This is a genomic window from Natronococcus pandeyae (assembly GCF_008122205.1).
Taxonomy (GTDB): domain Archaea; phylum Halobacteriota; class Halobacteria; order Halobacteriales; family Natrialbaceae; genus Natronococcus; species Natronococcus pandeyae.
This window is the reverse complement of the sequence record NZ_PHNJ01000020.1, coordinates 32,877-46,217: the sequence shown is the minus strand read 5'-3', so window position 1 is coordinate 46,217 and position 13,341 is coordinate 32,877. Positions and strand designations below refer to the sequence as shown.

Genomic DNA, 13,341 nt, shown 5'->3' with positions numbered 1-13,341 from the left:
GTAACGTCCGTGAGGGGCAATCATCGATCGAACGATTTCGACGGTCCGCTTGCTGGAGGAAAACCTGCAATTACCCTCTCGATTCGATCGGAAACGAAACCAAGGTCCCCTCGAGTGAGGGATTCGAGGCTCGAATCGGGTGATCTGCTTAGTCTTCTTTGCCGACGCTGATGACCTGCAACAGCGAGTAAACGGGGACGCCCTCGAGTTCCTCGAGACCCTGTTTGTCCGCCAGGACGACACATGCGAGTGGCTCGCCTCCCTGCGCGCGGATCGCCTTGATCGTTTCACGCATCGTCGTGCCGCTGGTGATGGTGTCGTCGACGATGTAACACTCGCGATTGCGGATTCCGGCGAAGTTACGCGAGAACGTTCCGCCGAGGTCCTCGATGTCACCTTCCTCCCACTGGTGTTTGGCCGGCGTGTACGTCGAGAGATCGGTCTCGAGTTCCCGCGCGATGAGCGTGGCGATGGGGCCGCCCGCCTTCTCGATGCCGACCGTCAGATCGACGTCCTCGCCGTGTTTAGCGAGCAGGTCGGCCATCGCCTCGGCGATCGCCCCCATGCGTTTGCTGTCGCGGCCGACTGCGGACCAGTCGACGTGGATGTCCTGCGGGCCGCCGGCACCGGTCGCCGTCTCACTCGTCTGGCTCGTCGGCTCGGCCGTCACGCCGCTGCGCTCGACCAGCCAGCTGGCGGTCTCTCGAGACACGTTCAGTTCGTCCGCGATTTCACCCTTCGAGAGCCCCTGGTCTGCGAGTTCGGCGGCACTCTCGATGAGATCGTCAACGTTTTTCATACCTCGAAGTTTGCACGCCGTTTTTATAGTCGTGTCGCAGTTGACGAACGTCGCCTCGAAATCGGTAACAAACGGGCGGGAGACGTGACGTTCGGAACGCCTCGTTGGGTCGAAAGGTCGAATTGCACCGTTTCGCACGCCGCTATCCGCCTCGCGCGTTCGATTACGGTTCCCCGGGACGAGGCGAGTCTCTCGGCGCCGTCTCCGTCGGAGGTCTACCGGCTACCCCTCGGGACTCGAGCGGCGGGAATCGCCCAGGGTGAACGAGCGTCCGTCGAGAGTCTCGAGTCAGCCGAGATCGAGACGCGGCACGTCTCCTTCCGCCGTCGGGATCCCGGCGACGTCGCCGAGACCGGTTCGTCAGCGCTTCGTTCGATTTCTGTCCGGACGGCTTCGTCTTCCGATCCCGGATCGCCCCCGACGGATAGACCCCCTCGAAAAACTGTCAGTATCGACAATCGTTATCCCCTGCCTCACCCGTATATTTGGTATGGAACGGTACGACCTCGTCTATCAGCTCTACGACGAGTACGATACGAAGACGCTGCGGGAGTACCAGGAGTTCGTCGACGTCTTTCCCGCGATCGACTCGCGGGTCGCCCTCGAGCACTGGCAGGAGGCGAACGAGGAACTCGAGGACCGAAAGGACGAGATTCGGTCGTCGTTCGCCGCCGGCGAGACGTTCGCGGAAGTTGCCTCGCGGGCGACCCGCGACCAGGCCTTCACCGCGCTGGATCTCGAGGCCAAGTACGGTCGTCCGGTGAACGTGCTCGTACTGGACGTCGACGAGACGCTGCGCTCCGCCGGCGGGACCGACAACGAGATTCCCCGGGATACGCTGCACATCCTGACGGAGTTTCACGAGGCCGGCGTGCCGATCGTGATCTGCACCGGGCAAACCCTGGAGAACGTCAAGGGGTTCGCCATCCAGGGACTGGGCAGCGAGATCGTCCACTCGGGGGAGCTTTCGATCGTCTACGAGGCGGGCACCGGCGTGTTCACGCCGGGCCACGGTGCGGAGACGAAGCAGTTGCTCTACGAGGAACTGGACGACGAGATCCGCGACGTCTTCGACGACGTTCGAACGCGGATCCTCCCGGAGGCGCCCGACTCGCTCCGACGCGGCTGTCACCTGCAGGGCAACGAGTTCAACATCACGATGAAGCCCAACTACGAGACTGGCTCGGCCGACGCCAGAGAGATCATCGACGAGGCGCTGGTCTACCAGATCGACCTCCTCGCGGACGCCGTCGGTGATGCCGTCGAGTACGACGCGAACGGTGAGACCGTCGTCGACTGGACGCGCGCGTTCTACGCCGCCCAGGACCCCGAGATTCGCACCGTCCTGGAGGAGAGCGGCGCCTACCCCGACCTCGACGCCGACCGCGTCCCCGACGTGCTCGCGGACGTTCTCGAGCGCATCGACGTCGCCTACTACGAGGCCGACGCCGCCGAGATCGGGAGCCTCGAACTGAACAAAGTGGTCGGCGTCGAGCGCGCGCTGGAGGTGCTCGGCGTGGACGATCCGTTCGCGCTCGTGATGGGCGACTCGAAGAGCGACCGACGCGTGATGCAGTGGGTCGACGAGAACGACGCCGGGATCGCGGCCGCCCCGGAACACGCCTCACAGGACACCCTGGAGCACGTCCTCGAGACCGACGAACTTGTCTTCGACCGCGGACGGAGCGTGGACGTGTTACAGACGGTGTACGCCCTCAATCGGCTGGCGAGACTCGGCTAGTCGCGACTCGATCCTCTCTTAAATCACTGGAATATATAGGCCTGCTCATCAACCGTATCCGAGCGTTCTCTCCGTCCAACACGATCCGAGCGCCCCGTCAACACCACGCACGAAACGTGTGACAACGACGGCCGGATCGGTGGCACTATGACAGGTATCGAGTCCCAGTACATTTTCGACGACAGTATCGATCAGCAACCGGACTCGAGCGCGCTAACCCAGGTGAGTCCACCGTGACGACGATCGCAGAGGTCACGCTGTCCCCCGACGACTTCGCGCTCGGAGAGACGGTCCGGTCGCTTCCCGACCTCGAGTTGCGCGTCGAGAGCGTCGTCGTCGAGGACTCGACGCGAACGGCGCCGCTCGTCTGGTTCTCGGGTGCCGATCGAGACGCCATCGAGGAGGCGCTCGCGGCGGATCGAACCGTCGAGGAGTTCGACGAACTTCTCGAGCAACCCGAAGACGACGAGTGGCTGTACCGGATTCAGTATGCCGAGGAAGCTGGATCGGTGTGTAATGCGATCCACGCGAACGATGGCACGGTTCTCGAGGTGGGGCTGAACGACAGTCAGTGGACGCTCCGGCTGTTGTTTCCCCACCGTGAGGGGCTCTCGGTCGCTGTCGACGACATCGAGGAGTCCGACGCTCGAGTCGACGTCAGGCGGATGGTCGAGGCCGATCAGGACGGCAACCTCGAGATGACGGCGACGCTGACCGACCCACAGCAGGAGGCGATCGCCGAGGCCTACCGACATGGGTACTACGACGTTCCCCGCGAAATCTCGCTCGAGGAACTGGCGCGAGAACTCGAAATCTCCCACCAGGCGCTGTCCGAGCGACTCCGTCGCGCGAACCGCGTGCTCGCGAGCGAGCAACTCGAGGGCGGCGGACCGGTCGACGAGATGCGTATCAACTAGGGAACGCAGGTTCCGGCCGTCGTTACGGCACGAACAGCGGCCGACGCATGTGGTGGTGATTTTTGCCACCGCGCTCGAATGGCCTCCTATGGAACTCACCGAGGAACAGGCGGCGGTCCGAGACGTCGTCCGAGAGTTCGCACGCGAGGAGATTCGACCGACCGCGCTCGAGGCCGACGAAACCCAGGCGTTCCCGGAGGACGTCTGGGACGGTCTCGCGGAACTCGATCTGACGAGTTTGACAGTTCCCGAGGAGTACGGCGGCTACGACGCCGATCCGGTCACGGCGGCCATCGTCAACGAGGAGGTCGCCTACGGGATGCTCGCCGTCGCGACGGCCCTCTCGGTCCACTCGCTCGCCACGTCGTGTCTCGCCGAGTTCGGTAGCGAGGACCTGAAAGAGCAGTGGCTCCCCGACATGGCCGAGGGGCGGCCGGTCGGCGCGTTCGCGCTCTCGGAGCCACACGCCGGCTCGAACCCGGCGGAGATGTCGACCGAGGCCAGAACGGATGGAGACGAGTACGTCATCAACGGCGAGAAGCAGTGGATCACGAACGGGAAGCGAGCCGGTGTCTACGTCCTGTTCGCGAAGACCGATCGAGACGACCCCTCGACGGTGACCCAGTTCCTCGTGCCAGCCGACGTCGACGGGCTCACCGTCGGCGAGAAGGAGGACAAGCTCGGGCTCCGCGCGAGCGATACGACGAGTCTCACGTTCGACGACGTCCGGATCCCAGCCGAGAACCGGCTGACCGAGGAGGGCCGCGGACTCTCGGCCGCGTTCCATATCCTCACCGGCGGCCGGATCGCCATCGCCGCCCAGTCGGTCGGCCTCGCGCAGTGTGCGCTCGACGAGGCACTCGAGTACAGTCAGGAGCGCGAGCAGTTCGACCAGCCGATCGGCGACTTCCAGACGATCCGGCACAAACTCGCCGAGATGGCCACCCGGACCAGAGCGTCCCGCCTCCTGACGCGAGACGCCGCCCGCCAGCGCGCGACGGGCGACGCCGCGCTCGCCGCGAGCATGGCGAAGTACTTCGCCAGCGACACCGCCATGCACGTCACGAACGAGGCCGTCCAGATCCACGGCGGCTACGGCTACGTCACCGAGGGCGAGGTCGAGCGGCTCTACCGCGACGCCAAGATCACCGAGATCTACGAGGGGACCACCGAGATCCAGAAGAAGGTGATCGCGCGACACCTGCTCGAGTAGCCGCGCGCGACGCCGTCCGGCGTCGACACGAGTTCCGACTCGCGCCCACCGCCGCGCTCGATGGCAGCCGTCGCTGGCCGTTCGAGTACGAGTCCCGAAGAGAGAGCGTCGATTTCCGCGGTCCGCCGATCAGAACAGGAGCGATCGCGTTCTGATGGTTCCACTGACGACGAGAACCCGGCCGGACGCGTCGACCTCGTAGTCGTTGAGAGTTCCCCATCGATCGCTGACGTCACGATTGGAACCGACGTATTCGTGGAGGCTATCGACGTCCGCGGCGCTTTCGGACTCGTAGAGGAACGCAGTAGTCAACTCGGTCGTCTCGCCGTCGATCTCGAGCGAACGAATCGATCCTTCGAGCCCGTCTTCCCACTCTTCGACGTCGATGCTCTCCTCGATCGACTCGAGGGACCGGTCGACCTCCTCTTCGAGCGACGCGAACTCGCGCTCGATGGTCTCGCGGAGCCGATCGCGTTCCCGTTCGGACAGCTCGTCGGGGTCGTCGACCCCGTACTGATCCTGGACGTGCTGCTCCAGCAGTTCGTCGGTGTCGGTGGTCGCGACACCGAACCGTTGCTCGACACGGTGTTCCAGCAGCTCGTCGGCGTCGGCGGTTTCGACGCCGAACCGCTGTTCGACTCGACCGGCGACGAGGTTCTCGCGGTTGCGCGCTTCGTGAAGCTCAGCCTCCGAGAGGTGGCCGACGCCGGCCTGATCCAGCAGGTCCTGGACCCCTTCGTCGTCGGTCCAGCGGTCCGTACCGCGTTCGTGTCCGTTCAGCACTGCCTCGAGGGCAGCCATCGTCTCGACGACCGGGTCCGTCTGGATCTCGACGACGTGATCGGTACCGACGGCGAATCCGTACTCGCCGGCTTCATAGAGCTCGTATCCGTTGCGGTCGCCCTCACTCGAGAACCCGTCTTCGTCCTCGTCCCCATCTTCGTCTTCCGTCTGCTCTTCGAACCGGTCGTCGGCCCAGTTTTCGAGCGTCGTCTCGATCTCGTCGGGATCGAACGAACCAGTGAGAACGCTAATCTGGAGGTCTGTCGAAGCGGTTCCGGTCCGTTCGGCGCCGCCAGCCCTCTCGTTTTCGGCCGAGAACTCCCAGGTTACCCGCTGGTCGAGTTGCCAGTCGAGGTCGATCGCGGGGACACCGGTTCTGTCGCGCACTCCCGTTTCGTCCTCGAGCGGCCAGTAGACGACCAGCTCCTCCTCGTTGTCGAACACCGCCTCGGCATCGGTGTACTCGAACTCGCGGTCGCGGAGCTCGATATCGTCGACAGCTTCGTACTGTTCCGTCAGTCGATCGTCGTCGAAGAGGTCGGCGAGCGTCGGCTCGACGAGCCAGCTCTCGACCTCGTCGCTTCCGGTCCCGTCGTCGTTCATTCCCGGGAGACTGCTAGTACACCCAGCCAGTCCCGCCATCCCGATTGCCAGCATGCTCCCCCCTCCGTTGCGGACGAATTCTCGTCTCGAAATATCCACCATTACATCAGCATCTGTGAAAGTATACTAATTTAATATTTTTGATCCGAATCGAGTCGTTCGCACGAGGATACCGAGATAACAGCGATTTAGGTGGCAGTATTTGGTATCGAATTCGATAGTAGTCGCTGAACTCAGTGCACACCCGATCGCACCGCAGCGATGCGATCGGTGTACAAACCGTTTCAGTTGTTACGATAGAGCACCGCTTCGAGGGGCACCCGATGTCCACCGCGGCTGGCTCCAGGCCGCCGCTCGAGGACCGAAGTCGCTATTCCGTTTCCGGCCGTATCGACGACCGTGACCGAATACGACGCCATCGTCTACGACCTCGACGGGACGCTCGCCGCCCTCGACGTCGATTGGGCGGCCGTCTCGACCGACGTCTGGACCGTCTACGACGACGCGGGCGTGACTCCGCCCAGCGACGGCCTCTGGGACATGCTCGAGGCCGCGCCCGAGGTCGGCCTCTCCACCGACGTCGAGTCGGCGATCGCCGAACACGAACGCGAGGGGGCGCGAACGTCTCACCGGCTGACCCACGCCGACGAGTTGCTCGACCGGTCGGTACCGGTCGGGGTCTGCTCGCTCAACTGCGAGGCGGCCTGTCGCATCGCGCTCGAGGAACACGGACTCGACGGCGCCGTCGAGGCGGTCGTCGGCCGCGACACCGTCGCGACGCAGAAACCGGATCCGGAACCGCTGCTCGAGGCCGTCCGCGGACTCGACGCGGAACCGGAGACGGCGCTGTTCGTCGGCGACTCCGCTCGAGACGAACGGACGGCGGATCGGGCCGGAGTCGACTTCGAGTACGTCGGCTCCGGTCCGTCGGGCGTGTGAACCGGACGACGCCATCGCGAGGAGTCCGGTCGGACGACGCTATTCTTGGTTGCGTTTCGCGTACGCGAACACCGAGAGCGCGACGATCATCCAGATGACGGCACCGACGCGGACGGCGAACTCGGCTCGTGCGCTCCAGGTCGGCAAGTCGACGCCGATCGACAGGAACGCGACGACCGGCGCGCCGACGACGATCGTGACGACGAAGGTGACCTGCATCACCCACCCGTAGTCGACGCCGTCGGGTGAGGTCGTTTCGACGGGTTCTGGCACGTCTGAAGGTGCTAACCCGTTCCTCTTAACTCTTACAGGCTGAGTCCGCCGTCGAGCTCCGAGTCACGATCGTAGCGAGTGGGGCGGTGATCGAGGCGTCACAACTGTGGCTCGCCGCCACGGCGATGACAAACGATGACGTTTACCCGTGGGAGACGAACGAGGGGATATGCCAACGGTACGGGAGCTCAGGGCGAAGGCCGGAGAGAAACCGATCACGATGCTGACAGCGTACGACTCGCCGACGGCCGAGATCGTCGACGAGGCCGACGTCGACGTGATCCTCGTCGGAGACAGCGTCGGGAACACCTCGCTCGGCTACGAGACGACGCTACCGGTCACGGTCGACGACGTGGCGAGACACGTCGGGGCGGTCTCGCGGGCGACCGAGGAGGCGCTGATCGTCGCCGACATGCCGTTTCTCTCCTTCGGCGTCGACGAGGCGGATAGTCTCGAGAACGCCGGTCGGATGATCAAGGAGAGCGGCGCCCACGCGGTCAAACTCGAGTGCGGATCCCACACCGTCGAGCTGACGGAGACGATGGTCCAACTCGGCATTCCGGTGATGGCCCACCTCGGGCTGACGCCCCAGCACGTCAACCGATACGGCGGGTATCCGCGCCAGGGGACCGACCAGGAGGCCGCAGAGCGCATCCTCGAGCTCGCCGTCGCCCACGAGGAGGCCGGTGCGTTCTCGCTCGTTCTGGAGCACGTCCCCGCGAACCTGGCGGCCGAGATCACGGAAACGCTCGATATCCCGACGATCGGGATCGGTGCCGGACCGAACTGCGACGGCCAGGTGCTGGTCGTCGACGACGCCGTCGGCCTCAGCGGATGGTCTCCCTCCTTCTCGAAACAGTTCGGGAACGTCCGCGAGGAGATGGAATCCGCCATCGAGCAGTACGTCGCGGCGGTCGAATCCGGCGAGTTCCCTGCGGCAGAACACAGCCACGAAGAGAGCGACCTCGACGAACTGTACTGAGACTCGAGGACGACATCGAACCCGTTCTTCGGCCGCGCTGGTCGGCTCAGGTCTCGTCTTCGCCGTTCTCGATGGGTTCTCCGTCGGCTGCGCCCTCCTCTGTGTCAGGGCCGTCTTCCGGATCGTCGGCCGGTACCTCGTCGTTCTCTTCGTCGTCCGGAACGTCGTCGTCCGGATCTGCGGCGGGCACTTCGCCGAACGGGTCGTCCGGCGGTTCGACTCCGGCATCGACGAACAGCTGTTCGATGCACTCGTCCCTGTCGGGATGAATTCGCTCGTGGACGGCTTCGCCCACCGAGAACTCGTCGTCTAACACGTCGACAGCGGAAATGACGACTCGCTGGCCGATCTCTTCTCGCATGTCGATAACCCGCTCTCCGTCGACCGGACCGACCGGGAACGACCCCATCGCGCCGACGAGATACTGGTCGGGTTCGCCGGGTTGGTCACCCGGTTCCATGAGTTCGAGGGGGTAGATCACCACCTCCGGGAAATCTCCGACGATACGAACCGTGTGGCAGTCGACGAACTGGATTACCTCCTCGTCATCGGGCTCGTCGTCGCGGTCGTCCTCGTCTGGATCGTCGTCTGGGATGTCGGCGATCGCCGGTTCGCCCTCCAGCAGTGCGGCGGCCGCGTCTTCGACCGAGACGAGCTGCCCCCTGATCTCGCCGTCGGGATGTTCCTCCGTGTGGACGTTGACGTACGCGTTTCCGTCCGTGATCTCCTCGACGAGCGCGTCGATGGTCTCTCCTTCGACGGCGTCGGTGACGTGCTCGTCGGCAATCGTGTCCGTCGCGAGAACGCCGTCGAATCGGCCGTCCTGCAGTTCGGGTTCGTCGGCCCCGGGATCTGGATACAGCCACGCGGCCACGGGGCCGTCCTCGCGCGCTCCCCCGAGATGGATGTGCGCCTGGTCCGCGTCCTCGATCCCGTTGACGAGCAGGGCGTACTCGAGTTCGGCGCCGTCCTCGCTTAGGCTGAACACCGCACCGCCGGTCGCGTCGGTCTCGACCGACTCGGGCTGCTGATCGCCGGTCAACGCCGCGAGAAATATCCCCGCTTCAGCGGGCTCGTCCTCCTGAACGTCGAGATTCGACGCGGCGACGGTGGTCGTTCCGAGGCCGGTTCCGACTGCCGTCGCCGCACCGAGCGCCAGGAGGCTGCGTCTGTGGACATTAAAGCTATCTGATTGGAATGATGGGCTGTCGTCACCCATACAGTATCTCTCGCCGGAGAGGAGCATAATACCGACACCTGAAGACGCGGCAACACTCATTGACGAATGAATGTGACACGTCCCCAAACTTATCCGCTGTATTTCATAGTTCCCTTTTGATAAGAACGGGGAGAGATCATAGATTTCTTTCGCTAGTTGGCGCCTTATTGGCCTTGGCGCCTTATCGGCCGTACCTTCCGCGCTGCTGGACGCCCGTCGAAAGTAGTGGAGTGAACCGAAGCCAGTTCTACGCCTACTGCTCGAGACCGTCGAGAAACGTCGCAACGTGGTCGTTGAACGCCGCCGGTTGCTCGAGCATCGTCATGTGTGCCGCGTCTTCGATCTCGGCGAGTTCGCTCTCCTCGATCTCGTCGGCGAGGTACTCGTGGAACCACGGCGGCGTCAACTGGTCGTGTTTGCCGTAGACCACGAGCGTCGGAACGGCGATCCGCGAGACCTGATTGCGGATGTCGAAGGCGTGGCAGGTCAGGAAATCCCGACGGGTGACGTCCTGCCCGCACGCGTACATCTGGTCGCGCGAGTGCTCCCGAAGTTCGGGATCCGGATCGTGAAAGAGCCGATCCTGGCCGTGGAGAAACTCGACGGCCCGATCGAAGTCCTCCTCGAGCCAGTCGAGGAGATCCTCGAGCACGCCCAGTCGAGCGCCGGTTCCCGTCAGAACCGCCGCGTCCAGATCGACGTCCCGCTCGAGCAGGACGTGCATGACGACGGCGCCACCCAGCGAGTTGCCGACCAGCACTCGACTATCGGTGTCCTCGACGACGGCGACGAGATCGTCCGCGTAGGCCGATAGTGTTCCGTACCCCGGATCCGCGTCGACGTCCTCGGAGTCGCCGTGACCGCTGAGGTCGAGGGCGACGACCGGGTGCCGGTCGGCGAGTCGGTGCTGTGACTTCCAGACGTCCCGCGAGCCGCCGCTGCCGTGAACGCAGCAGAGTCCCGGACCCGAACCCCCGCGGTCTGCGATCTCGTAGGCCGTCTCGCGGCCGTGGTGGCGAACCGTTTCCATATCCTAGTCCCACGCGGGGCGCCAGTATAAAGGCTCGAGACGCGACACGAGATCGCCGGCAGCACACGTTTCCGGTGATCGGCCGATAGCTCCCGACGAAGAGCGGTGCCTGGCACGTCCCGTGTGGAGACACCATACTGTGGACCACGAACAATCTCTTTCGACGTCACCCCGAAGCCGTACCCGGGTATACGAGCGAAATATTTATATATGAATAGGGCTTACCTTGAGTTAGTTCCAAAATGACACTCGAACAATTTACGCAGTCGGACGGGCAGATCGCCCGTCGCTACGACTACGAAGACGAGTCGGTGTTGGCCGTCGACTTCGGGTCGGTGAACGCGGACGCGACCACCGATCTCGCCGACGGAACGGTTATCGTCATCATCGACGACCAGCAGTACGAGTTCGATCTCCCGGAGGGCGCAGCTGACGCGCACACGTTTATCAGAAACGGGGTCCTCACTGTCGAACTGGAGGGCAACCAATGAAACTCACCGTCAAACCCCTGAAACAGAAGGACGCCGGACGTGGACTCGCCGCGATCGACCGCGTCTCGATGCGCGAACTCGACCTCGAGAACGGGGACTACATCGTCATCGAGGGCAAGGACGACAGCCAGGCCGTCGCGCGCGTCTGGCCCGGCTATCCCGAAGACGAGGGTCGCGGGATCGTTCGGATCGACGGCCGCCTCCGACAGGAGGCCGACGTCGGTATCGACGACAACGTGACGATCGAACCCGCGGACGTCAAGCCCGCCAACTCGGTGACGGTGGCGCTCCCGCAGAACCTGCGGATCCGTGGCGACATCGGACCGCTCGTCCGCGACAAGCTTTCCGGCCAGGCCGTCACCGGGGGACAAACGGTCCCGTTCTCGCTGTCGTTCGGTCCGATGGCGAGCTCCGGACAGTCGGTGCCGCTGAAGATCGCGAGCACCAACCCGTCCGGCACCGTCGTCATCACGGACTCGACGAACATCGAGATCTCCGAGACACCCGCAGAGCAGGTCAGCTCCAGCGGCGACACGTCGCCCGAGGGCGTTCCGAACATCACCTACGAGGACATCGGCGGTCTGGACGACGAACTCGACCAGGTCCGCGAGATGATCGAGCTGCCGATGCGCCACCCCGAGCTGTTCCAGCAACTGGGCATCGAGCCGCCGAAGGGCGTGCTCCTGCACGGCCCGCCGGGCACCGGGAAGACGCTGATGGCCAAGGCCGTCGCAAACGAGATCGACGCCCACTTCGAGACGATCTCCGGTCCCGAGATCATGTCGAAGTACTACGGTGAGAGCGAGGAGCAACTCCGCGAGGTCTTCGAAGAGGCCGAGGAGAACGCACCCGCGATCATCTTCATCGACGAACTCGACTCCATTGCCGCCAAGCGCGAAGAGGCCGGCGGCGACGTCGAGCGTCGGGTCGTCGCGCAACTGCTCTCGCTGATGGACGGCCTCGAGGAGCGCGGTCGCGTCACCGTCATCGCCGCAACGAACCGCGTCGACGCGATCGACCCCGCGCTCCGCCGTGGCGGTCGGTTCGACCGCGAGATCGAGATCGGCGTTCCGGACAAGAAGGGTCGCAAGGAGATCCTGCAGGTCCACACCCGTGGGATGCCCCTCGCCGAGGGGATCGACCTGGATCAGTACGCCGAGAACACCCACGGCTTCGTCGGCGCCGACCTCGAGAGCCTCGCCCGCGAGGGCGCGATGAACGCGCTCCGGCGCATCCGACCCGACCTCGACCTCGAGTCCGAAGAGATCGACGCGGACGTCCTCGAGTCGCTCGAGGTCACCGAGAGCGATATCAAGGAAGCGATGAAGGGCATCCAGCCCTCGGCGCTTCGAGAGGTGTTCGTCGAGGTTCCCGACATCACGTGGGAGGACGTCGGCGGACTCGGCGACACCAAGGAACGGCTCCGCGAGACGATCCAGTGGCCACTGGATTACCCCGAGGTGTTCGAGGCTATGGACATGGAGGCCGCCAAGGGCGTCCTGATGTTCGGCCCACCCGGGACCGGAAAGACGTTGCTCGCGAAGGCCGTCGCCAATGAGTCCCAGTCGAACTTCATCTCGATCAAGGGGCCCGAACTGCTGAACAAGTACGTCGGCGAGTCCGAGAAGGGCGTCCGCGAGGTCTTCGAGAAGGCCCGCTCGAACGCCCCGACCGTGATCTTCTTCGACGAGATCGACTCGATCGCGGGCGAACGCGGCCAGCGCCAGGGTGACTCCGGCGTCGGCGAACGCGTGGTCAGCCAGCTGCTGACGGAACTCGACGGCCTCGAGGAACTCGAGGACGTCGTCGTGATCGCCACGACCAACCGGCCGGACCTGATCGACAGCGCCCTGCTCCGTCCGGGACGGCTCGACCGCCACGTCCACGTGCCCGTCCCCGACGAGGAGGGCCGCAAGCGGATCTTCGAGGTCCACACCCGCGACAAGCCGCTGGCCGACGCGGTCGACCTCGAGTGGCTCGCCGCTGAAACGGAGGGCTACGTCGGCGCCGACATCGAGGCCGTCACCCGCGAGGCCTCGATGGCCGCCAGCCGCGAGTTCATCAACTCCGTGGATCCCGACGACATGCCCGACACGATCGAAAACGTCCGCATCAGTCGGGAGCACTTCGAGCGCGCGCTCGACGAGGTCCAGCCGAGCGTGACGCCCGAGACCCGCGAGCGTTACGAGGAGATCGAAGAGGAGTTCCAGACCGCCGAACCCGAGGGCGAGGAACAGGTCGGTCGGACCTTCCAGTAACTGGCGTTTTGACGCCGGTATCGCGGCGTACCGAACGATTCCGTTCTCGTTTTTTGCCGACCATTCCGTGAGCGAAGCCGAAACTGGACGCTG

General features: G+C 64.4%; 12 protein-coding genes. 7 read left to right on the top strand and 5 right to left on the bottom strand.

Annotation, left to right across the window (positions count from 1 at the left end; translation table 11 throughout):
* Nucleotides 1-148 precede the first annotated feature (148 nt).
* Entirely contained in the window at nt 149-799 is a 651-nt protein-coding gene (gene gfcR, locus CV102_RS23325; RefSeq protein ID WP_148860416.1) for a transcriptional regulator GfcR, read from the bottom strand.
* 490 nt (nt 800-1,289) lie between these two features.
* Between gfcR and CV102_RS23320 the strand changes: the two genes are divergently transcribed.
* From CV102_RS23320 to CV102_RS23310, 3 genes are all read left to right on the top strand, one after another.
* Nucleotides 1,290-2,540 (top strand): HAD family hydrolase, encoded by a 1,251-nt coding sequence (locus CV102_RS23320; RefSeq protein ID WP_148860415.1) that lies wholly within the window; start codon nt 1,290-1,292, stop codon nt 2,538-2,540.
* A gap of 233 nt (nt 2,541-2,773) precedes the next feature.
* A complete protein-coding gene (locus CV102_RS23315) occupies nt 2,774-3,457 on the top strand; it encodes a helix-turn-helix domain-containing protein (RefSeq protein ID WP_148860414.1) in 684 nt (227 codons plus the stop codon).
* A gap of 88 nt (nt 3,458-3,545) precedes the next feature.
* Nucleotides 3,546-4,670, top strand: a complete 1,125-nt coding sequence (locus tag CV102_RS23310) for an acyl-CoA dehydrogenase family protein (protein ID WP_148860413.1) — start codon at nt 3,546-3,548, stop codon at nt 4,668-4,670.
* 129 nt (nt 4,671-4,799) lie between these two features.
* On the opposite strand, the gene CV102_RS23305 is transcribed toward CV102_RS23310, so the two are convergent.
* Nucleotides 4,800-6,110, bottom strand: a complete 1,311-nt coding sequence (locus CV102_RS23305) for a hypothetical protein (RefSeq protein ID WP_148860412.1) — start codon at nt 6,108-6,110, stop codon at nt 4,800-4,802.
* A gap of 345 nt (nt 6,111-6,455) precedes the next feature.
* Here CV102_RS23305 and CV102_RS23300 point away from each other — a divergent pair, with 345 nt between their 5' ends.
* Nucleotides 6,456-6,995, top strand: a complete 540-nt coding sequence (locus CV102_RS23300; RefSeq protein WP_148860411.1) for an HAD family hydrolase — start codon at nt 6,456-6,458, stop codon at nt 6,993-6,995.
* A gap of 39 nt (nt 6,996-7,034) precedes the next feature.
* Here the strand turns inward: CV102_RS23300 and CV102_RS23295 are convergent, their stop codons facing one another.
* Nucleotides 7,035-7,268, bottom strand: coding sequence for a DUF5822 domain-containing protein (locus CV102_RS23295; RefSeq protein ID WP_148860410.1), 234 nt, complete (start codon nt 7,266-7,268; stop codon nt 7,035-7,037).
* A 169-nt stretch (nt 7,269-7,437) separates the two neighbouring features.
* On the opposite strand from CV102_RS23295, the gene panB reads away from it, so the two are divergent.
* Nucleotides 7,438-8,250, top strand: coding sequence for a 3-methyl-2-oxobutanoate hydroxymethyltransferase (gene panB / locus CV102_RS23290; protein WP_148860409.1), 813 nt, complete (start codon nt 7,438-7,440; stop codon nt 8,248-8,250).
* A 46-nt stretch (nt 8,251-8,296) separates the two neighbouring features.
* Here panB and CV102_RS23285 read toward each other — a convergent pair whose 3' ends face one another.
* Nucleotides 8,297-9,469 (bottom strand): CHRD domain-containing protein, encoded by a 1,173-nt coding sequence (locus CV102_RS23285; protein WP_187433093.1) that lies wholly within the window; start codon nt 9,467-9,469, stop codon nt 8,297-8,299.
* A 253-nt stretch (nt 9,470-9,722) separates the two neighbouring features.
* Nucleotides 9,723-10,499, bottom strand: coding sequence for an alpha/beta fold hydrolase (locus tag CV102_RS23280; RefSeq protein WP_148860407.1), 777 nt, complete (start codon nt 10,497-10,499; stop codon nt 9,723-9,725).
* A gap of 242 nt (nt 10,500-10,741) precedes the next feature.
* Here CV102_RS23280 and CV102_RS23275 point away from each other — a divergent pair, with 242 nt between their 5' ends.
* Both CV102_RS23275 and CV102_RS23270 read left to right on the top strand, forming a co-directional pair.
* Complete coding sequence (locus CV102_RS23275) at nt 10,742-10,990, top strand: DUF7127 family protein (RefSeq protein ID WP_148860406.1); 249 nt, start codon at nt 10,742-10,744, stop codon at nt 10,988-10,990.
* The gene (locus CV102_RS23270; protein WP_148860405.1) at nt 10,987-13,248 is read left to right on the top strand and encodes a CDC48 family AAA ATPase; all 2,262 of its coding nucleotides are present in this window, start codon (nt 10,987-10,989) and stop codon (nt 13,246-13,248) included. The genes CV102_RS23275 and CV102_RS23270 overlap by 4 nt, the downstream gene beginning before the upstream one ends.
* Nucleotides 13,249-13,341: the final 93 nt, after the last annotated feature.